Source organism: Ensifer sp. 1H6 (assembly GCF_001976035.1).
Classification (GTDB): Bacteria; Pseudomonadota; Alphaproteobacteria; order Rhizobiales; family Rhizobiaceae; genus Ensifer; species Ensifer canadensis.
Genome location: NZ_MOAI01000018.1, coordinates 59,845 through 80,976, shown reverse-complemented (window position 1 = coordinate 80,976; position 21,132 = coordinate 59,845). Strand labels below are relative to the sequence as shown.

The window sequence follows — 21,132 nt, the reverse complement described above, 5'->3', positions numbered from 1 at the left end:
CTAAATGAGCGATACCAGACTTGCCGATCCCGGCCAGTTTGTCGTCGTGCCGCGACGCAAGATCGGCACGAAGATACTGGCCCTCGTTTTCATCGCCATGCTGCTCCTGCTCGTCAGGGCCTTCTGGCTCGGCGACATTGCGTGGAGCTATGTCGGAGAGAACCTGTTCTCGAAGGCGGTGATGGCCGGCGTCGTCAACACCATCATCATGACCTTCTGGGCCATGGCGCTCGGCATTCTGCTCGGTGTTCTCGCGGCCGTGATGCGCATGTCTGACGATCCGGTGCTGCGGAGCGTTTCCGTCGGCTATGTCTGGCTGTTTCGCGGTACGCCGGCGCTGCTGCAACTGCTGCTATGGTTCAATCTCGCACTGATTTTCCCGACGATCGGCATCCCCGGTCTGTTTTCGCTGCGCACCGTCGATGTGATGACGCCGTTCGTCGCCGCCTTTCTGGGTCTTGGTATCCAGCAGGGCGCCTATACGGCTGAGGTCGTTCGCGCTGGCATTCTCTCCATTGATCGCGGACAGACGGAAGCTGCGCTATCGATCGGCATGACGAAGCTGCGCGCCACCCTGAAGATCGTGCTGCCGCAGGCGATGCGGGTAATCGTGCCGCCGATCGGCAACGAGACGATCGGCATGGTCAAGCTGACTTCGCTTGCCAGCGTCATCCAGTATTCCGAAGTGCTGCGCAGCGTCGAAGACATCTACTACGTCAATTCACGCGTCATCGAACTGCTGATCGTTGCTGCCATCTGGTACATGGCTGTCGTCACCGTCCTCAGCATCGCGCAGATGTATATTGAGCGCTACTTCTCCAAGGGGTGGGGTGCCACCCGACGGACGGAAGCTGCTCCGGTGCCGAAGACCACCGTCGAGGAGGCTGCCTGATGGAACCGCTTATCGTCGCCCATGGCCTCCAGAAATATTTCGGCACCTTCCATGTGCTCCAGGACATCGATTTCAGCATCTGCAAGGGCGAGGTCGTCTGCATCATCGGTCCGTCCGGCTCCGGAAAGAGCACGTTCCTGCGCTGCATCAACCAACTTGAGAGCATCGATGGCGGCTATGTGACCGTCGATGGCGAGATTGCCGGCTACCGGCGTGACGGAAACCGTCTCTATCCGTTGTCCGACGGAGAGATCGCACGGCAGCGCCAGTCCGTCGGTATGGTCTTCCAGCGCTTTCACCTCTTCCCGCACCGCACCGTGCTCGAAAACATCATCGAAGGACCGGTCGGCGTTCAGAGGCGACCGAAACAGCAATGCGCCGAGGAAGCGCGCGCCCTGCTGAAGCGCGTTGGTCTTGCCCACAAGGCGGAAGCCTATCCGGGCGAGCTATCGGGCGGCCAGCAGCAGCGCGTCGCAATCGCCCGGGCACTGGCGATGAAGCCGAAGGCGATGCTGTTCGACGAACCGACGTCCGCGCTCGATCCGGAGCTTGTCGGCGAGGTGCTCGGGGTCATGAAGGAGCTCGCTGCCGCCGGCACGACGATGATCGTCGTCACCCACGAACTCGGTTTCTGCCGAGAGGTCGCGGACCGGGTGGTGTTCATGGACGGCGGACGCATCGTCGAAACCGGGACGCCCTCCGAGATCCTTGAGAATCCCACAAATCCCAGAGTGAAGAGCTTCATTTCTGCGGTGCTTTGAAAAACCAAGAAAACAGCCTCAAGAGGAGAATGACATGAAATTTCTAAGGGTAGCCGTGTCCGCACTCGCGCTTCTTTCCGCCGGCGCCGCCGCGGCCGAGACCAAGCTCAACCTCGTCAACGACGGCGAGCTTCGCATCCTCACCAATCCGATCTATCCGCCGATGGAGTTCGTCAATCCGGAAAAGGGCACGCTCGATGGTTTCGACGTCGATCTGGCGACCGCGATCGCCACAAAGCTCAAGCTCAACCCGCTGTTTGTCACCTCCGCCTTTCAGGAACTTCAGAGCGGCCTTCAGACCGGGCGCGGCGACGTGATCATCTCCGGCATGAGCGACAACGTCAAACGCCAGGAAAGCATGGACTTCGTCGACTACCTGACGAGCGGCCCGATCCTGTTCACGACCAAGGCCGGCGGCGAACAGTACAAGCAGCCGGAAGACCTCTGCGGCAAGACGGTCGCCGGCAGCCGCAGCACCAGCTTCGGCGAGAACGTTACCGGCTGGAGCGAGGCCAATTGCGTCGGCAAGGGCAAGGCGGCGATCAAGTTCGAAGGTACGGCCGATTCCAACGCCGCCCGCCTCGGCATGAAGCAGGGTCGTTATGACGCCGTCGTCCAGGGCATCGAAACCATCGCCTACCAGATGCGCGTCGAGCCGGACACATTTACGTTGGTCGGCGATCCACTCATCAGCAACGACACCTTTGGCATCGGCTTCAAGAAGGACAATTCGGGCTTGCGCGACGCAGTTGCCGGTGCGCTCGACGAGCTGATCAAGGATGGCACCTATAGCCAACTCCTGACGAAGTGGGGCCTGGTCCATAACGCCGTACCGAACGCCGTGATCAACGGCGTCAAGTAAACCGCCTCTTCCGCCCGCGCATCCGATCTTTCTGAGACGACCGGGCGGCAACCATTCCAGAGTTCTACCGCTTTTCAACCGGCCGCGGAGCCGGAACGGCAGAGCTTTGACTTCAGAAAACCGCTCCCGGCGCTCCGGTCGGGTGCGGTCGCCAACCGGACAAACACCATGCTCACCGAACCTTCCCTTTCCGCTGACCTTCGGGCTTCGCGCTGGCCAGCCGGAAAACAATCCGCCGTCGCGCTCGCCTTCGACGTCGACGGACCGACCGGCGACGCAATGCTCGACGGGTCGCTGCTTTCCAACCCGCGCTATTTCACCCAGGGCGCCTACGGTCCCTGGAAAGCCCTGCCGCGCCTGCTCGATCTGCTCGGCGCCTATGACCTCAAGGCAACCTTCTTCATTCCTACATGGGTCGTGCTGCATTGGGGTGAGCGCTGCGAGCGTATCGTCCGCGAAGGGCACGAGGTCGCCTATCACGGACACCGCCACGAAGTTTTCATCGATCTGAGCCGCCAGCAGCAGCTCGACATCATGGAGCGCTCCCGCGCGATCTTTCAGGAGCGGCTTGGCGTCACCCCGATCGGTTTTCGCACGCCATCGGGCGACTGGAGTGAGGAAACTGCGCACATCCTGCGCGCCTTCGGCGTGCTCTATTCGAGCTCGATGCGCGGCGACGATCGACCCTATTTCCACCCGAGCGCCACGCCCGAACATGGCCTCGTCGAAATCCCGGGGCGCTGGGACATCGACGACTATACGGCGCTCGCCTACACGGAGGAGCCGGACTTTCCCATAGGCCTCGACCGGATCTCCGACTACCGCACGGTCGAGCAGAACTGGTGCGCCGAGTTCGAGGGATACCACCGCGAGGGTCTCTGCTGGACGACCATCCTGCATCCCAAGGTTTGCGCCAAACCCGGCCGTCTCTCGATCCTGGACGGGCTTTTCCAGGCAATAGCAGCACATGGCGACGCGGTGTGGGCGGCGCGTTGCGGCGATATCGCTCGCTGGTGGATCGACCAGCATTCCCCCGGTGACCGGCATGGGAGGTCGGCATGAACGAACTCACGGCAATGACGTGGCCTGAGGGCAAGCGCTGCGCGGTTCTGGTCTCTGTGCTGTTCGACGACGGCATGGATGCGGTGGCCACCGCTCCGGATCTCCTTGAGCGTAGCAAGAGCTTCTCCGTCTGGAAATATGGCGCTGCGCGCGGTGTCGAAAGGCTGTGCCGGACCTTTGCGTCCTCCGAAATCGCTACCAGTTGGTTCGTGCCGGGGCAGGTAGCGGAAGAGCATGCCGCTCTTCTGACGGATGTTGCCGCAACCGGCCATGATCTCGAAAGCCATGGTTGGGCCTTCGAACACCACGATCGCCTGCCGGCGGCGCAAGCGCTGGAGCTCTTGAAGCGGTCGCGCGATGTCCTCGCAAGGCTATCGGGCCGGGCAGCGACAGGCTTTCGTCTCCCCGGCGGAAACTGGCCGCGCGGCTTCGACCGATTGCTGTCTGAAGCGGGGTACTCGTGGTCGGCTTCGCTTAACGGCGACGACGTTCCCTATCTGCATCCCTCGCGTCTGATCGAGATACCGGTTCATGTCGAGCTGGAGGATCGTCCCTATTTCCAGTTCAACTTCACCCCGGCCTTCCCCAAGGGTCAAAGCCGCATCCCGTCTTATGACGGCGTTCTCAACAACTGGATCGCGGAGTTCGAGGCCTATCGTCGCTTCGGTCTCTGCTACGTACTTCAGCTTCGGCCGGAATGGAGCGGCACGCCCGGAAGAATCTCAATCGTCGAAGATCTCTTGGCGCACATTTGCGGCTTCGACGACGTATGGTTCGCCACCGGCGCGATGATCGCGCACTGGTATCGGACAATCGGCGTCGCGCCGCCGCGGTCCCACCCCCTTTGCGTTTACGATGCTTATCAGCGGGAGCATCAATCCCATGACTGAGACCGTCCTGCATTCGCTGGCGCGCAAGGTCGTCGCCACGGCGTTTGATGATTTTCCCGAAGCGACCGTCAAGAAGGCGAAGCTGCACATTCTCGACACCTTCGGCGTTGCTGTAGCGGGCTCGGTCTCCGCCGAGACGCGCATGACACTGTCGGCTCTCGGTGCTGGGGCGTCAAACGGCGCTTCGGTCATTTGGGGAACGCCGCTTTTGCTCGATGCCCGCACCGCCGCTCTCGTCAACGGCGTTTCGGCCCATGCCCTCGAACTCGATGATAGCGGTGGTTGCGACCACTCAGGCGCCGTCGTCCTGCCGGCAGTCGTGGCTGCCCTCGGAGAGATACAGCGACCGGTTCATGGCCGGGAACTCCTGAAAAGCGTCTTGATCGGATACGAGGTCGGCCGGCGCGTGCTGGAAGCGGCCGGCGGCTACGAGACGCACAACGGGCTCGGCTGGCACTCCACAGGAACTTGCGGCATCTTCGGCGCCGCTGCGGCCGTTGGCACCTTGCTTAGTTTTGATGCCGAGCGAATGGCCTCCGCGCTTGGTCTTGCCTGTTCCTTTGCGAGCGGCACATGGGCTTTTATCCACGATGGCAGCCCGGCGAAGAAGCTTCACGCCGGCCGTGCCGCCGAAGGGGGTCTTCTGGCCGCGCGTCTTGCCGCCAGCGGCTTTGCCGGTCCTGGCGGCGTGTTTGAAGAGGGTGCGTGGGGAAGCTTTTTTCAGGCGTTTTGTCGGGGCGCGGGGGATCTGGAGGCACTCGACCGCGCGTTCGGCGAGAACTGGCGTATCAACCGCTGCTCAATCAAACCTCATGCCACCTGCCGCGGCACCCATTCGGCAATCGACGCGGTCGACAAGTTGCTTGGCGATCATGATCTGAAGAGTGCCGATGTCGCTGCGATCACCGTCGACATGAGCGGTTTCCAGTTCGGCATGTGCGGTGGCAAGACATTGAGCTCGCGGGCGCAGGCACAGATGAGTTTGCCCTATGCGGTCGCCGCACGGCTCCGGTACGGCAAGGTGTCGCTCGCAGAGCTTGAGGAGCGAGCTTGGCGTGACGCGAGCATCGAGCAATGGCTCGGCCGGATTGAGGTGCGCATTGATCCGTCCATGTCCGACGAGGCGGAACCTGCAATTGCCCTTTCAACGCAGGACGGGAAGCGCCTGAAGACCACGGTGGAGTTCCCGCTCGGCAGCCCTGCAAATCCACTGAGCGACGACCGACTGATCGGCAAATACAACGAGCTCTCTGGCACCGTCTTGCCGGAGAAAAAGGCTGCTTACCTGCGCGATTGCGTTCTTGCGCTCGACAGTTTCGTCGATGCTCGGGCTCCTCTGGAGCTACTGCACTGACGCCACGTCGGCCCAAGTGCCGGAGCCAAACCCCTAGAAAATGCTGAGAGGATCAGATGACAGCACAGGCACACGCGACTTGGTCGCCGCTTTTCAAGGAAGCCGTTTCCACGGACTTCCGCGATTTTCACGAATGCCTCGACCAGGACAAGCGCATCGCACTTTACGACGTCGCCGGCTCCAAGGTCCACGCCAGCATGCTGACGCGCGCGGGGATTCTGACGGCAGAGGAAAACGGGCAGATCCAGGGCGGGCTCGATCAGATCGCCGCGGAGATGCGCTCCGGCACCTTCGCCTGGAAAAAGGAGCTCGAAGATGTTCACATGAATGTCGAAAATCGCCTGACCGCACTCGTCGGCGACGCCGGCAAGAAGCTGCACACGGCGCGCTCCCGCAACGATCAGGTGGCAACGGATATTCGCCTCTATGCCCGTGCCGAGTTGGACGCGCTTGCATCTGAGCTGATGGCGCTGGTGCTGTCGTTTGTCGATCTTGCTGACGAGCATGCCGATACGATCATGCCTGGTTTTACCCATCTGCAGGTCGCACAGCCCGTCACATTCGGTCACCATATGATGGCCTATGCTGAGATGTTCTTGCGCGACATCGAAAGGGTGAAACAGGCTCGCGAGCGGCTCAACGTCTCTCCGCTCGGCGCGGCAGCGCTTGCCGGCACGGGTTATCCGATCGATCCGGCCTATAGCGCTGCGGAACTCGGTTTTGCCCGCGCCTTCCGCAACTCGCTCGATGCCGTTTCCGATAGGGATTATGTCGTCGACATCTGCGCCGCCGGCGCCTTGATCCTCGGACATCTCTCTCGCTTTTGCGAAGAAGTCATCCTTTGGTGCACACCGATGTTCGACTTCATCGAAGTCGGCGACCAGTTCTGCACCGGCTCCTCGATCATGCCGCAAAAACGCAATCCTGATCTTGCCGAATTGGTCCGCGGCAAGGCGGCGCGGGTCATCGGCAACCTCGCGACTTCGGCGGCGTTGATGAAGGCGCAGCCGCTGGCCTTCAACAAGGACCAGCAGGAATCGAAGCCGCCGCTGACCGATACGTTGGAGAATGTGCGGGGCGCCGTCACGGTGACTACCCAGATGCTCCCGACGATCAAGGTGCGCGACCGGAAGATGCTGGCGGCGGCTGAACAGGGTTATTCGACAGCGACGGATCTCGCCGACTATCTCGTGCGTGCCGGCCTGCCGTTTCGCGATGCCCATCATGCTGTAGCGACAATCGTCGGCGCTGCTCGCGAAAAGGACCTTGCAACGCTTTCCGACCTGCCGCTTGTCGAGATGCAGGCCCATGCCCCTGTCATCGGCGCGGATGTCTATGAAGTGCTGACCGTCGAGGGCTCCGTTGCCAGCCGCAATCATCCGGGCGGGACCGCGCCCGAGCAGGTAAGGAGCGCCATCGCCGAACTTCGTTCGCTTCTCGCCTGATCGAGCCATTCAGCGCTTTACCGCCGAGGTGGCGACTGTTTAAATGCTACGGTTGCCATTGCGGAGGAGCCCTTTGAAGCCGGTTTTCGAACAAAATCGCTTGCCGCCATTGCAGACGCTCCAGACGTTTTCGATCGTTGCGGAAACCGGCAGCTTCACGGCTGCCGCCACCGAACTCAACTTGAGCCAGAGTGCGATCAGCCGCCAGATCCAGCAGCTTGAGCACTATTTCGGCTGCAGTCTGTTTGAGCGCCACACGCGCAAGGTGGTCATCACCGAGCAGGGGGCGGCAATCATGCCGATAGTCAACGGGTTGCTCGTCTCGTTGCGAAACTCGTTCGAGGCGACGCGAACGAAGAGCAGGTCGCTCACTATCAGGATGCCCCCGACCTTTGCCCGGCGGTGGCTTCTGCCGCGGCTGCCGGAATTGCAAAGTCGGCATGAAGATCTGAATATCACGATCGACACGGCTTGGTTTGCCCGCCCGACTTTCACGGTCGGTGACATCGATCTGTTGATCACCTACGGTAATGGTCATTGGCCCGGTATGGACGTTTTTCTGCTGCTTCCGGAAAAACTGACGCCGATGTGTGCACCCACCATGGCCGGAACGCTCGGCGATCCGTCGACGCTCGATAACCTCTCGTCCTGCGTACTGTTGCACTCCAACCCGCGTCAAAGCGACTGGACGTTGTGGCTGCAGGCGGAGGGCGCCTACGATTTTCGTGCGGCCCGCAACCAGATCTTCGATACGCAGGATTTTGCCATGACGGCAGCCGCAAGCGGCTACGGCGTCACGATGGGCGACCTTTATCTCGCAAGACAAGACTTGCAGAGCGGGGAACTGGTAAGGCCGTTCCCGCGCATCATCGACAGCGGCTACGGCTACTATGCCATCTATCCCGCTCAAGCCGAAGCCCGCAGGAAAGTGGCGGATCTGGTGGAGTGGCTGTCAGAATCGTGTCCGGAGACCGCGTCGCCTAGATCGTAATTGCGTCGCAGTTGTTCGTCTGCGCCATCGAGCTCAATATCCAATGGAAAATCGGTCAGTTTCTAACGAAATCAATGTGCTAGGAACGACCTACGTGAGGGTAGCGCTGCTCTCAGCGGTTCGAATAGCGTGCAATGAACCTAACGCGGCTGAAGCCTGGGTCGGAATTTGTAACGACATCATCTTTACGGACTCTTGTAAAGATGATGTCGTTACGCTATCTAATGAGGGCAGACAGGAGTTTCCCATGCCTACCACCCACACGAGTAAAAGTCCGGACGCAAGTGTGCCACTAAATATGCGCATCAAGCCTGCGACACGCAACTTGATCGACCGCGCCGCCGAGCTGCTTGGTAAGACGCGCACGGATTTCATGCTTGAGGCTTCCGAGCGCCGCGCTGAGGAAGTGCTGCTAGAGCGTTCCGTGTTCACGGTCAGCCCCGAAATCTATGCCGAGTACCTTGCCCGGCTCGATGCATCCGTGCAACCTAATGAGCGCCTGAAGCGCACTATGTCGACCAAAGCACCGTGGGATGAGGCGTGACTCTCAGTGCACCGACACCACTGGCCGACCACCATGAACTGGCCGATTTTAATTCCGGCGTGCCCGAACTGGACGACTGGCTGCGTCGCCGCGCCCGTACCAATCAGATAGGCGGCGCATCGCGAACGTTCGTCGTGTGTGAGGGAAACCGCGTCGTTGCCTATTACGCACTCGCCTCCGGCGCGGTGAAGCAGCCGGAAGCACCTGGCCGTTTTCGGCGCAACATGCCAGATCCAATTCCAGTTGCCGTGCTCGGCCGCCTCGCCATTGATGGGGCCTATCAGGGGCGCGGTATCGGCAGAGCATTGGTGCGCGACGCAGGTTTACGCCTGCTCAATGCTGCAGAAATCCTGGGAATCCGCGGCGTGCTGGTGCATGCGATTTCCGATAGCGCGCAGGCCTTCTATGAGGCGGTTGGCTTCCTGCCTTCGCCATCGGACCCCATGATGCTGGTGGTCGGGTTGCATGATCTCAAAAGCGCGCTGAACTTCTAACCGTAGCTTGGGAACAAATTTGCCCCAGAGCAGAAGTCAGCGCGTGCCTGTTGGTCACGCATGTTCACGTCTGTGCTTCTGGAATCGCATAAGGTATCGACCGGAACGGATTGCTCTCGCCGAAAGAGCGGTGCGATGACGCGGGGGCGGCCGCGAAGATGGGGAGGTCGAAGGCGTGGCTCTTCAATCTGCCGGAAAAGGCAAACCGTAGCGCTCCCTCACAGTTCGCTCTTCGTAGCGGTTGCGATACACACCGCGGTCCTGAAGGATCGGGACGACCTTCTTCACGAATTCCTCGATATCGTCGGGTGCTCGTGGCGGCTGAAGCGTGTAGCCGTCGACGGTGCCGTCGTCCCACAAATCGATAAGCGCATCCGCCACCTCTTCTGCAGTCCCAAGTAGCAGGCGATGATGACCCTCGGAGCGGCGCACCACCTGTCTTGCCGTCAGTTTTTCATGCGTCAGCAGATCGGAAAGCCCCAAGCCCATCCCGACCGCCTGTAGACGGTTGGGATCCGGGATGAAGCGATCGGCGTTGAGCACCTCATCCGGATCGAAACCGGCGGGATCGATGCCGTTTTCCTTGACGAACCGCGCGATCAGACCGTCCTCCGAGCCGGCGCCGCTGAAGAGTTCGTGCTTGCGCCACGCTTCTTCTTTCGTCTCGCCGAGGATCACCACCACTCCGGGCACGATCCGGATGCCCTTGGGGTCGCGGCCGAGGGCTGCGGCGCGATCCCTGACCTTCTTGCCGAAGCCTGGCCGGCCGGGCGGGAGAGGATGTTGCAATAGATGATCTCGCCGTGGCGGGCCGCGAGCTCGATGCCGCCCTCGGAAGCGCCTGCCTGCGCGATCACCGGATGGCCTTGCGGGCCGCGGGGAACGTTCAACGGTCCCTTGACCGTGAAATGATCGCCCTCATGGTCGATCGTCTGTGCGCTCGTTGCATCCCAGAAACGTTCGTCGGGCACATGGCCTTCCCGGGCCGGATCCCAGCTTGCCCAGAGCTTCTTGGCGACGTCGAGGAATTCGGAGGCCTTGGCGTAACGCTCGCTGCGCGGAGGCAACGGTGCTGAGCCGAAATTGGCAGCCACGTTCGGGTTGAACGAGGAGACGATGTTGATAATCAGCCGGCCGCCGGAAACGATGTCGGTCGACTGGGTCCGGCGGGCGAGATTGTAGGGAGAATTGTAGGTCGACGACATCGTCGCGACAAAACCGATGTCAGGCACCTGCGCGGCGAGCGCCGTACAGAGGATCAGCGGGTCAATGGTATGAAATGGCCGGCTGTTCGGGTCGGTCATCAGTGCCGGATGATCGGAGAAGAACACGGCGTCGAACAGTCCGCGATGAGCGAGTTCCGTCAGGCGTCTGTAGTAGCCGGGATCGTAAATGTCGTGGCGGTTGCCGCTGCGGTACTTCCAGGCGGCCGGTAGATAGCCGGTCGTGTTGATGCCGACATTGAGGTTGAGCGTACGGGGCATGCGAACGAAAGTCCTTCAATAGGCCGCAGTGAAGCGGCGGCGAATGGACTGTCCCTTGTCGAGTTCATCGAGAATGGCGATGGCGAAGTCGGCTTCGGAGATGCGGCTTTCGCCCGCATCGTCGCGCAGCAGTGCATCTTCGCCCAGCCTGAAACGGCCGGTCCTCTCCCCGGCCTTGATGGACAAGGGCGGGGAAACATAGGTCCAGTCAAGGTCGTGCTCGCCGCGTTTCAGGCTGCGCAGGATCTCGCGGTTGCGCAGGGTATGGGCTTTGTGGTCCGCGGGATAAAAATCGCTGTCGACCACGTCGGTTCCGGGGCTTGCCTCTAGGCTTCCGACCCCGCCGACGACGATGATGCGGCGGACACCGGCGCGTCTGACGCCTTCGAAAAGGGAGGCATGTGCTTTCTCGATGAGATCAGCGGCATCCTCCGCCGAATGGCGGCGCAGGCCGGGACTATAGGCGCTGATGACGGCGTCGTGACCGGCAACGATCTTTGCCACCTCCTCCGGATCGGCGATATCTGCCTTCAGGGCCGTCAGGCGTTCGGCGGGTTCAAGCGCGGTGGAGCGGGTCACGGCGGTCACACGGTGTCCGCGCGACAACGCCTCTTTGCAGATGTTGCTGCCGATGTTTCCGGAAGCGCCGAAGACGACGATGGGCATGATCAATCTTTCCTGATGCTAGAGGGCAGGTATGGCCTTCAGCGGCCGATTGGCGCCGACATTGCGCTGCATGGCTGAAAGTGACGACCGCACGGCTTCGTAGCCGTGTTCGCGCATGGCGTTTTCGTAGTCGTTCACGGCGGCAAGCGCCGGCTTGCCATGGCGCCGTGCAGCCACGAGCTCGCGAACGAGCAAGCCGGCATCGTAGAGGGCGGTGTTGCCGCCAAGCGCGCGGAAATAGGTCATTGCGTGGATGGCGTCGCCGAGCAGCGTCACCGGACCGCTTTGCCAGACCGCGCCGGGCGTGGAGCTCTTTACCTTGAGGAAGGCGACCGTCGACGGATCGCTGTGGCGAATGAGCTTCAGGATGCGCTCGTCCCAGTGGCCGATGCGCTGAAGGAGCGTTTCGAGCAGGGCCTCACCGTCGAGAGATTCAAGCACCTCGTCGGGCCCGAGTTCGTCGGTATCGTAGGCCGTGTTCCACCAGGTGTAGCTGGTCGAGTTGTTGAAGTGGAAGCCGGGGATGTCGCGGTGGCCGGGGTCTTCTGCACTGACAAAGTCGTAACGGGCATAGACGGATGGATCGACCCGGTGGCTGGTGATCATTAGGCCGCGGCCGTCGCGCGGGCGAATGTTGGTATTGAACTCCGTGAGAAGCGGCGAGATGGCCTGTCGTTCCGCCTCGTCGATCGTGATCTTGCCGGCCAGCCGCCGCACGCCGGTGTCGATGCTTTGGAGGTCAGGCAGACGTTGGCGACGTACCGCCGACCCCGCCCCGTCGGCCCCGACCAGCAGATTGGTGTGTATGGCCGTTCCGTCGGCGAAATGCGCAAGCACCGTTCCGTCGGCAAGCTGCTCGTAGCGCTCGAACCGTTTGCCTGTGTGAAAGATGCCATAGAGACCGGACAGAAGGATCTGGCGGAGCGTGATCCGGCTGACCGACTTCTCGATATGCGTATCTTCGGGCTCGCCTGATCCCTGACCTGCGTTTTCCAGCCTTTGGAATGTTTCGTCGAGGACAAGGTTTTCCGTTGGCGCAAGCCCAAGCGTATCAAGGAAAGCTCGAAAGAGATGCGCGGGAAGGTTCGCCTGAAGGGCGTCGATACCCCGTTGCCGGATCCGCATGCGAAAACCCTGCACATAGTCCGACCGGACCGGGTCGCGTTCGAAGACGGCGGTGTCTATGCCGTTCTTCTTCAGGCCTTGCGCCAGTGCGAGACCACCCGGTCCCCCACCGATGATGGCAACGTCGACGAAGGGTATGGTCATGGCTGGTACTCGGGGACGGCAGTTTCGGCGGTCACTTGTTCGTGGATGAAGTCGGCGACGGCACGAGGCGAACGGCCAAGCAGGGTTGGAACGACGTCGGTCGTCGTCGCGGCGCGGCCGGCAGCGATCAACCTTACGAATTGCGCAACGGCGCGATGTTCGAAGTCACCATCTTTTGGAACCGTCTGGGGCGGCTTCTCGAGTGCAGCAACCGGCCGTTTCAACGCAGCCGCCAGTAGAGAAGCAATCTGATGGAATGAGACCACGTCCGAGCCGGTGAGGTTGAGCGTGCGGCCCCGGACGCGATCGGCCAGGAGTTGGTGCACGGCAACATCGGCAATGTCACGGGCGTCGATGTAGCCGATGCCGGCATCGAGGTTGGCTGCGACGACCTGATTGTTCTTGATGGCGTGCCGGATGGTGTTGGCGAGCGAGACCTGCATCCAGGCATTGGGACGAAGCGAAACGGCCTCGGTCGGAAGGCCATTCAAGTGTCGTTCCACCGCCGCGTGCGCTTCGCCGGAGATCGAATTCCCCGGCGGCTCGATCGTCCAGTCGGAGCCCGATATCTTGACGATGCGGGCCACGTTTGCGGCGACGGCAGCATCGGCGACAGCGATCTGATCCGTGACGAGCCTCGTGCTGATGGGGGACAACAGAAGGAGGCGTCCAACGCCTCGAACGGCCGCGTCGAGTGCGGCGCGGTCGCCAAAATCACCGGCCGCAATCTGGACAGCTTCGCCGAACAGGGCACGTGCCGTCTCCGGGCGTCGGGTAAAGACGCGAACCGGTTGCCCGTGCGCGAGCAGTCGTTCGACAACGAGACGCCCGAGCTTGCCGGTGGCGCCGGTAACGAGGATCGGCGTGGCGCTCATGCGGCCGACCGCTGCGAGGCGGCCTCCAGTGGTCGGCGGTCGATCCAGCCGAAGACATCGAAATCATCAGGGATGAAATCCCAATCGAGAAGGAAGCGCTTGAAGTGATCGAACGCGGCGACCTGGTCTTCGTCCAGTGCCAATCCGAGATGGCGATGGACGTCCGGGCCATTGGCCGCCCAGACTGCGTCCTCGCCCACGCCGATCTCGTTGGCGATGAACCGAACCGCCGTATCCGGGTTCGAAGCCGCCCAGTCGCCGACACTGGCAACGGTCGACACCAAATCGACAACGAGGTCGAAATACTCGTCAAGAATGCGGGCGTCGACTGTCAGCGGTCTTGGCGTGCCATTGTTGATGCGGATCTTCGGATCCGGATGGAAGCCGAATTCCGCCACCACCACGACGCCGATCTGATTGGCGAGCACGATCCCTTCCGCACCTTTGACGAAAAAAGCGTCGATCTTGCCCGCGGCCAGGGCCAAAAGTTCGTCGCCATAGGGGTATCGGCGCTTCAAGCCCAGAAAGGTGGCATTGCCGCGTTCGATCAGGTTGCCCTCGTTGGTGTCGAGATAGACGAGTTCGACATCGCGGGGATCGAGGCCGTCGAGCGAAAGCGCCGAGACGATGCCTTTCAACGCGGTGGCCCGCTGGAAGTCGACGACGTAGGAATTGGGCTGGCGCGGCACACCGATGCGGCGGCCTTTCAGGTCACCCGCTGTAGCAATGCCGGAACCTGGAAGCGCTATGATTGCCTGGAATTCGTCGGTTGTGGTGATGCCGACGACGCGTGTCTCACGACCGCCGGATCGCGCCCAGATGGGTGGAATGTTGCCGCCTTGCCGGAACGAGTAATCCAGCGCATGGGTAAAATGGCTCTGGCGGACCGACGGGTCTTTGCTGTCGCGGATCGAGCGGACGGCAACGCCGGCGCTCTGAAACTGTTTGTCGATCCAGCCGAGCTGATGGGCGATCGACAGTGGGGTCGGGGCGGGGCAGCGCGTGTACCAGACGGAAGAGAGGGATGACATCACGGAACTCCTAGCGGCCGCCGACAACGGCAAGACGAGGTTGCTGTTGAGGCCGAACGGGTACCGGCTCGATGGCGACGGCAGGCGCAGCGGCATGCCGACTGAACGCGGTTTTGGCGAGCATCGTCCGAATGAGGTTGTTCTGCGGCGCGTGCGCCTTGCCGGAGAGCGCGTCACGATGGTGACGTTCCAGCGGATTGTCACGGCTGATGCCAGGATTGCCGCCAAGCTCAAGGGCAAGGGTCGTCACCGTGATTGCGTTGGCGATCACCGTGTGTTTGACCGCGGCGGCATCAGCGCCAAAGGCGCGTCCGCTGTCGAAATCTTCGGCGATGGAGCGCAGGAGCCTGCGGTTGACCGTCAGCAAGACCTCGATCTCCCCAAGACCATCTTGGATGCGGGGAACGGTCGAAAGCGGCGCGCCGAGGCTTGCCGGCGCCCGCGAGGTGGTGAAGTCGATCAGCCAGTCGCGTGCACCGCGCGCGGCTCCGTCATAGATCGCCGGGACGAGACTGAAGTACCAGGCGCCCATGCGCTCGTCGCGTTTCAGGCCCTCGCTCGCCGGTGCGATGTCGAGAACATCCTCCAGCGGGATCGCGACGTCATCGAGGATCAGGTCATCGCTGTTGGTTGCCCGCATGCCCGTCGCGTTCCAGGTCTTTTCGACGCGAATGCCGTCGGCCGATGTCGGCACGAGGAACGAGCCCAGTCGCGGTTCGGGTTCGTCGGTCACCGCAAGAACCGACACCCAGCGCAGCAGCGGAATTCCGGTGGCATAAGTCTTGTGGCCGGTAATGCGCCACTGATCCCCAACGCGTCGGGCAATCGTTTCCGGCAAGGACCCATGCGACGGCGAACCGACGCGTGGCTCCACCTGCGCGGCATTGATCAGCGCCACGCCCTCGCGGTTGGCCCTGGTAACACGCTCGACAAGGTGCAGCGGCCATTTGCCTGAGGTGCGCACCGAATAGTGCTGGTTGTAGTGCATCGAAAGGACGAGAGCGGTTGAGGGCTCACCACGGGCAATTGCCGAGATGACAGAGAGCGCCTCCGTCAGTCCGCCACCGAGACCGCCGTGCTCGGGCGCCGTTACCAGGCCTAGCAGTCCCGCCTCATGGAGCGCGTCGAAATTGGCGAACGGGAATTCACCGGTTTCATCGTAGTGACGTGCTGTCAGGGCGAAGCGTTGTCCGAGCTCTTCGGCCCTGGCAATCACCGGCTCGAAACGTGTGGGATCGGTCATCGGTTTCTCTCGTTCAGGCGACAGCGCGGGTTTCTAGCTCTGCCCAGGGACGGCGGTCGACCCACTGGTCGATCTCGAAGTTCGTGGCCAGGAACCCCCATTCATGCAGGAAGTCCTTGTAGTGCCCGATCGCCTCGACAAGCTCCGGTTCGAGGCCGATGCCGAGATGTTTGTGGAGATCAGGACCATTGGCCGCAGCCACGACCTCTTCCGATGCGCCGACTTCGCGGGCAACGAAGCGGCGCACCTCGTCCGGATGTTCTTCGGCCCAGGCACCGGCCTGCTTCAAAGTCGCGATCAGCTTGGCGACGAGATCGGGGCGGTCTTCCGCCAGCCGTTCATCGACGGTCAGCACCCGTGGGGATCCGGAATTGATGCGGATCTTCGGGTCGGGGTGGAAGCCGAATTCCACGACCGTGTGGGCCGCGAAGAGATTGGCGACCGCAATGCCGGGCGTGCCTTTGACATAGATGGCGTCCACCTCGCCACGCAGCAGCGCGGCGATCTCCGGACCATAGGCCTGTCGGTTTCGCAGTCCGTAGAGCTGCGGCCCCTCTCTACCGTCGAGCACGCTTTCGGAAAGAGGGATATCGACGATCTCGACATCGGAGGGTGCGAGCCCTTCGAGCGAAAGAGCGGAAACAAGGCCTTTCAGCGCCGTAGCGGCCATGAAGTCGACGATGCCTGGCGGACGGCGCGCAATGCCGAAGCGCCGGCCGACGAGGTCGCGTGTCGTTTTGATCCCGGTCGCCGGCAGCGTGATGATGGCCTGGAACTCATCCGTCCAGGTGATGCCGACGAGCCGCGTCGGGTTGCCTTCCGAGCGGGCGCGGATCGGCGGGACATTGCCGCCATGGCGAAACGAATAGTCGAGATGGTGATCGAAGTGGCTGGACCGGATGGAGCGATCCTTGCTGTCAATAATGGAGTTGAGCGTGATGCCCTCGGCGGCAAATACCGTGTCGAGGAGGCCAAGCTGGGTGGCAAGCCCCACTGGCGTCGGCACGGGGCAGCGGGTGTACCAGATTTGTGAGATGGCATTCTTGCGTGTCACGGGATCCTCCGCTGTCTTTGATGGGATGTGCCGGGAAGCGTTTTTCGTTCGAGCGCGTCTTCCTGGTCGGTCATTGCGAGGGTCGTACTAATTTCGGATTTGTATTCCAAAAATGGTGCGGCTCGCGCGAATTCGCAGGAATGGTGTTCCTGTAATCGAGCGATCGCAGGGCGAAATTACTAAAACAGATTTGACAAAGCCTATGTAATTAGTCAACTATAAAAATCATCCACGGCGAAAGGTCAGGCCGAGGTGAAGGTTCGCTGTTGGCGGACAGCCAAACGGAGAGGCGACATCGATGCCGGTGCTGATCAGAATTGCGCGAACGCTTCGACGAACGCTTCTGCAGGCGGTTCCGACGATCCTCGGGATTGTGATCCTGAATTTCTTCCTTTTGCAGTTGGCACCTGGCGACGCGGCGGATGTTCTGGCAGGCGAGGCGGGATCGGCGACGGAAGAGAGTGTCGCCGCGCTCAGAGCCCGCTTCGGGCTGGACAGCCCGGTGCTTGAACAACTGGCGACCTATCTCGGCAACCTCGCCCAGTTCAGCCTCGGCTTTTCCCCGCGCTACGGAATGCCGGTCGCTGACCTGATCGCCCAGCGCCTGCCGGGAACGCTGACCCTGATGGCTGTGGCCCTCTTCATCGCGATCCTTCTTGGGGTCGTCCTGGGATCGCTGATGGCGACATTTGCAGGGCGGATCCCCGACCGGCTGCTGTCTGTGTTCTCGCTGCTTTTCTACTCGATCCCGAGCTTCTGGATCGGCCTGATGCTGATCGTGCTCTTTTCGGTCAAGCTCGGCTGGCTGCCGAGCGGCGGTGCGGGCACGATCGGCTCGCAGCTGAAAGGGTTCCCGGCGCTCTTCGACAAGGCGCGCTATATGGTGCTGCCGGCGACGTCGCTCGCGCTGTTCTACGTCGCGATCTATGCGCGGCTGACACGTGCCGCCATGCTCGAAGTCAAGAACCAGGATTTCGTGCGCACCGCCTATGCCAAGGGGCTGACGCCGTTTGGGGTGACCGCAAGGCACATTCTGCGCAACGCGCTGATCCCGATCACGACCATGGCCGGCATGCATATCGGCGGCATGCTCGGCGGGGCGGTGGTGGTGGAGACGGTCTATAGCTGGCCGGGTCTCGGCAGACTTGCCTTTGAGGCGGTCATGGGGCGGGATTTCACCGTGCTGCTCGGCATCCTGCTCCTGTCCTCTCTTCTCGTCATCATCGCCAATGCTGCAGTGGACCTCGTCCACGCCTGGCTCGATCCCCGAATTGGAGCTCGCTGATGTCCGCCACTGACTTCGGGGCTTTTCCAGCTGTCACGGGCGGCGCCTATGCTGCTCCGGCCACGAACGAGCAGGCAACCGCGCCGGAACGTCCGGCCTGGTCCAACGTAAAGGCGCCCGACGCGCGCTCCCAGCCAACCGCCGCGGTCGCCCTCACCAACGGGCGGAGGGCACTGAAGGTCTTTCTCGCCAACCCCAATGCGCTGTTCGGCACCGCATTTCTCGCGTTCGTGATCGCCGTCGCGCTGCTGGCGCCGGTGCTTTATCCGGACGATCCCCTGTCGATGGTCGGAAAACCGTTCCTTTGGCCGGGCCAGGATCCGGCTTTCCCGCTCGGCACGGATTCTCTTGGGCGTGACGTTCTGGCTGGCATCCTGCACGGTTCGCGCATCTCCTTGTTCGTCGGGCTTATGGCGACAGCGCTCGGTCTCACCTTCGGCGTCTTTGTCGGTGCGATTGCCGGTTACTTCGGCGGCTGGGTCGACGACCTCCTGGTCAGGCTCATCGAGATCTTCCAGACCCTGCCGAGCTTCGTGCTTCTCGTCGTTCTGGTCGCGATCGTCCAACCTTCGGCAACCACCGTCACGCTTGCGATCGCCGTCATCTCCTGGCCGACGGTCGCGCGGCTGACGAGGGCCGAATTCCGTGCAATCCGTGAAAAGGATTTTGTCATGGCCGCACGCAGCCTCGGCTTTGGCCATGGACGGATCATCTTCCGTGAGATCCTGCCGAACGCACTGCCGCCGATCATTGTCACCTCTTCGGTCATGGTCGCAACCGCGATCCTGATGGAATCGGCGCTTTCCTTCATGGGCCTCGGCGATCCGAACGTGGTGAGCTGGGGCTCGATGATCGGCACCGGCCGCGAGCTGGTCAGAACCGCCTGGTACCTGACCGCGCTTCCGGGCCTGGCGATCGTCTTCACCGTGCTTGCGCTCAATCTCATAGGGGACGGTCTGAACGACGCCCTCAATCCTCGCTTCTCGCAGGACCGTTGACGATGGCGCCGCTGCTTCAGGTCGAAAACCTCACCATCGGCTTTCCGCGCGCCGAACCGGTCCGCAATCTGTCTTTCGAGGTCGGGGCGGGCGAGACGCTGGCGATCGTCGGAGAATCCGGTTCGGGCAAATCGCTGACGGCGCTCGCCCTGATGAAATTGCTGCCGGGCGCAGCACAAGTGACCAGCGGCCGCATCGTCTTTGACGACCGGGACCTCCTGGATCTGGATGCGCGCGAAATGCGCCACCTGCGCGGGCGCGAGATCGCCATGATCTTCCAGGAACCGATGACGAGCCTCAATCCCGTCATGTCGATCGGCCGGCAGATCGGCGAAGTGCTGAAGGTGCATGAAAAGCTCTCGGGCAGGGCGGCGCGCGAACGGGCGATCGAGCTGCTGAAGCTCGTGCGTATCCCGGCCCCCGAAAAACGGGTCGACGACTATCCGCATCAACTGTCGGGCGGCATGCGCCAGCGGGTCATGATTGCCATGGCGGTTGCCTGCCGACCGAAACTGCTGATTGCCGACGAACCGACGACGGCTCTCGATGTGACGATCCAGGCGCAGGTGCTCGACCTGCTCGACACCCTGCGGCGCGAACTGCAGATGGCGGTGGTGCTCATCACCCACGACCTCGGCGTCGTCGCGCAATGGGCCGACAAGGTCGTCGTCATGTATGCCGGCCGCAAGGTCGAGCAGGCGTTGCCTGGCGATCTCTTCAACGATCCGCTGCATCCCTATACACGCGGGCTGCTTTCGGCCTCGCCGCGTCTGAAGACCGATTTTCACTATCTGAACGGTCCGCTCACCGAGATCCCCGGATCGATCGTCTCGGCGGCAGGCGAGGTCGGCTGTCCTTTCAGGCCGCGCTGTCGCCAAGCGCGCGCGAGCTGCGGCCATCAGGTACCACCCTTGATTGCTCAAACGCCGGACCGGCTCGTTGCCTGCCCGTTCACCTCGTCCCTCAAGGCCGTCCCCGATGCCGCTCATCTCAGCCTCTGATCTCAAGACCCATTACAAGACCCGCGACGGTTTGTTGCGTTCGGTCGACGGCGTCGATCTCGTGGTCGAGCGTGGCGAGACCGTCGGGCTTGTCGGCGAAAGCGGTTGCGGCAAGTCGACGCTTGGCAAGACACTTCTGCGCCTGGTCGATCCGACCGCGGGGCAGATCGAGTTCAAGGGCGAGGACATCACCGCACTGGATCAGGGGCGGCTCAGAAACGTGCGCAAATCGATCCAGATGATCTTCCAGGACCCGTTCGCATCGCTCAATCCGCGACACACAATCGGTGAAATCCTGGAAGCGCCGCTGATCGTGCACAAGGCCGGCAGCCGGTCGGAGCGCCGTCGCACGGTCGCCAGCATCGTCGCCAAGGTCGGGCTGCCTGCCGATGCCATCAATCGCTACCCGCACGAATTCTCAGGGGGCCAGCGGCAAAGGATCGGCATTGCCCGCGCTTTGTTGCTTAACCCTGATCTGATCGTCTGCGACGAGCCTGTTTCTGCACTCGACCTGTCGATCCAGGCACAGATCCTGAACCTCCTGGTGGAGATGAAGAAGGAGTTTGGTCTCTCCTACCTCTTCATCAGCCATGACCTGTCGGTGGTGCGTTACTTCTGCGACCGGGTTCTGGTGATGTATCTCGGCCGGATCGTGGAAAGTGCCGACAACGAAACGCTCTGGTCGGACCCGCGCCATCCCTATACGCGCGCGCTGATGGCCGCCGTTCCCGATCCCTCGCGGCCGAGACAGGCCGCTCCGCTCGGCGGCGATCTGCCGAGCCCGAGCAACATCCCATCGGGCTGTCGGTTCCACACCCGATGCCCGATGGCGACCGAGCTTTGCCGCGTCGCCGAGCCCGAATTCCGCTCCATAAAACCCGGCCATCAGGTGGCCTGTCATGTCGCGGACCACATCAACTGAAATGGAGAA

The 21,132-nt window shown here is 62.1% G+C and carries 20 protein-coding genes and 1 pseudogene; 14 read left to right on the top strand and 7 right to left on the bottom strand.

Features of this window, described 5'->3' with window-relative positions; translation table 11 throughout:
- Window positions 1-4: 4 nt before the first annotated feature.
- The 10 genes from BKP54_RS21005 (at window position 5) to BKP54_RS20960 (ending at window position 9,295) form a co-directional block, all read left to right on the top strand.
- Entirely contained in the window at window positions 5-892 is an 888-nt protein-coding gene (locus tag BKP54_RS21005) for an amino acid ABC transporter permease (protein WP_025430820.1), read from the top strand.
- Entirely contained in the window at window positions 892-1,653 is a 762-nt protein-coding gene (locus BKP54_RS21000) for an amino acid ABC transporter ATP-binding protein (RefSeq protein WP_025430819.1), read from the top strand. The genes BKP54_RS21005 and BKP54_RS21000 overlap by 1 nt, the downstream gene beginning before the upstream one ends.
- Window positions 1,654-1,687: 34 nt before the next feature.
- Window positions 1,688-2,515, top strand: coding sequence for an ABC transporter substrate-binding protein (locus BKP54_RS20995; protein ID WP_025430818.1), 828 nt, complete (start codon window positions 1,688-1,690; stop codon window positions 2,513-2,515).
- Between the two features lie 168 nt (window positions 2,516-2,683).
- Window positions 2,684-3,577, top strand: a complete 894-nt coding sequence (locus BKP54_RS20990) for a polysaccharide deacetylase (protein ID WP_084814801.1) — start codon at window positions 2,684-2,686, stop codon at window positions 3,575-3,577.
- On the top strand, window positions 3,574-4,467 hold the full coding sequence (locus tag BKP54_RS20985; protein ID WP_084814800.1) for a polysaccharide deacetylase family protein: 894 nt from the start codon (window positions 3,574-3,576) through the stop codon (window positions 4,465-4,467). The genes BKP54_RS20990 and BKP54_RS20985 overlap by 4 nt, the downstream gene beginning before the upstream one ends.
- Complete coding sequence (locus BKP54_RS20980) at window positions 4,460-5,821, top strand: MmgE/PrpD family protein (protein ID WP_084814799.1); 1,362 nt, start codon at window positions 4,460-4,462, stop codon at window positions 5,819-5,821. Before BKP54_RS20985 ends, BKP54_RS20980 begins: the two co-directional genes overlap by 8 nt.
- A gap of 56 nt (window positions 5,822-5,877) precedes the next feature.
- Window positions 5,878-7,266, top strand: coding sequence for an argininosuccinate lyase (argH, locus tag BKP54_RS20975; RefSeq protein WP_084814798.1), 1,389 nt, complete (start codon window positions 5,878-5,880; stop codon window positions 7,264-7,266).
- Between the two features lie 73 nt (window positions 7,267-7,339).
- Window positions 7,340-8,257 (top strand): LysR substrate-binding domain-containing protein, encoded by a 918-nt coding sequence (locus BKP54_RS20970; RefSeq protein WP_025430813.1) that lies wholly within the window; start codon window positions 7,340-7,342, stop codon window positions 8,255-8,257.
- A gap of 247 nt (window positions 8,258-8,504) precedes the next feature.
- On the top strand, window positions 8,505-8,801 hold the full coding sequence (locus tag BKP54_RS20965) for a DUF1778 domain-containing protein (protein ID WP_084814834.1): 297 nt from the start codon (window positions 8,505-8,507) through the stop codon (window positions 8,799-8,801).
- Window positions 8,798-9,295, top strand: coding sequence for a GNAT family N-acetyltransferase (locus tag BKP54_RS20960; protein ID WP_084814797.1), 498 nt, complete (start codon window positions 8,798-8,800; stop codon window positions 9,293-9,295). Before BKP54_RS20965 ends, BKP54_RS20960 begins: the two co-directional genes overlap by 4 nt.
- 183 nt (window positions 9,296-9,478) lie before the next feature.
- Here BKP54_RS20960 and BKP54_RS20955 read toward each other — a convergent pair.
- The 7 genes and pseudogenes from BKP54_RS20955 to BKP54_RS20925 form a co-directional block, all read right to left on the bottom strand.
- A pseudogene (locus BKP54_RS20955) lies at window positions 9,479-10,779 on the bottom strand (NtaA/DmoA family FMN-dependent monooxygenase).
- Window positions 10,780-10,794: 15 nt separating this feature from the next.
- Window positions 10,795-11,445 (bottom strand): NAD(P)-dependent oxidoreductase, encoded by a 651-nt coding sequence (locus BKP54_RS20950; protein WP_084814796.1) that lies wholly within the window; start codon window positions 11,443-11,445, stop codon window positions 10,795-10,797.
- Window positions 11,446-11,463: 18 nt separating this feature from the next.
- A complete protein-coding gene (locus tag BKP54_RS20945; RefSeq protein WP_084814795.1) occupies window positions 11,464-12,714 on the bottom strand; it encodes an NAD(P)/FAD-dependent oxidoreductase in 1,251 nt (416 codons plus the stop codon).
- Window positions 12,711-13,589, bottom strand: a complete 879-nt coding sequence (locus BKP54_RS20940; RefSeq protein WP_084814794.1) for an NmrA family NAD(P)-binding protein — start codon at window positions 13,587-13,589, stop codon at window positions 12,711-12,713. The genes BKP54_RS20945 and BKP54_RS20940 overlap by 4 nt, the downstream gene beginning before the upstream one ends.
- A complete protein-coding gene (locus tag BKP54_RS20935) occupies window positions 13,586-14,620 on the bottom strand; it encodes an ABC transporter substrate-binding protein (RefSeq protein ID WP_084814793.1) in 1,035 nt (344 codons plus the stop codon). Before BKP54_RS20935 ends, BKP54_RS20940 begins: the two co-directional genes overlap by 4 nt.
- Before the next feature lie 10 nt (window positions 14,621-14,630).
- Entirely contained in the window at window positions 14,631-15,863 is a 1,233-nt protein-coding gene (locus tag BKP54_RS20930; RefSeq protein WP_025430805.1) for an acyl-CoA dehydrogenase family protein, read from the bottom strand.
- Window positions 15,864-15,876: 13 nt separating this feature from the next.
- Window positions 15,877-16,917 carry an ABC transporter substrate-binding protein gene (locus tag BKP54_RS20925; protein ID WP_084814792.1) on the bottom strand — a complete coding sequence of 347 codons (1,041 nt, stop codon included), beginning with the start codon at window positions 16,915-16,917 and terminating at the stop codon, window positions 15,877-15,879.
- Between the two features lie 298 nt (window positions 16,918-17,215).
- Between BKP54_RS20925 and BKP54_RS20920 the strand changes: the two genes are divergently transcribed.
- The 4 genes from BKP54_RS20920 to BKP54_RS20905 are packed head-to-tail and all read left to right on the top strand — an operon-like array spanning window position 17,216 to window position 21,123.
- Window positions 17,216-18,202, top strand: coding sequence for an ABC transporter permease (locus tag BKP54_RS20920; protein WP_025430803.1), 987 nt, complete (start codon window positions 17,216-17,218; stop codon window positions 18,200-18,202).
- Entirely contained in the window at window positions 18,202-19,200 is a 999-nt protein-coding gene (locus BKP54_RS20915; RefSeq protein ID WP_084814791.1) for an ABC transporter permease, read from the top strand. The genes BKP54_RS20920 and BKP54_RS20915 overlap by 1 nt, the downstream gene beginning before the upstream one ends.
- Window positions 19,201-19,202: 2 nt before the next feature.
- Window positions 19,203-20,201: an ABC transporter ATP-binding protein gene (locus BKP54_RS20910; protein ID WP_025430801.1), complete on the top strand. Its 999-nt coding sequence runs from the start codon at window positions 19,203-19,205 to the stop codon at window positions 20,199-20,201.
- On the top strand, window positions 20,179-21,123 hold the full coding sequence (locus tag BKP54_RS20905) for an oligopeptide/dipeptide ABC transporter ATP-binding protein (RefSeq protein WP_084814790.1): 945 nt from the start codon (window positions 20,179-20,181) through the stop codon (window positions 21,121-21,123). The genes BKP54_RS20910 and BKP54_RS20905 overlap by 23 nt, the downstream gene beginning before the upstream one ends.
- Window positions 21,124-21,132 lie beyond the last annotated feature (9 nt).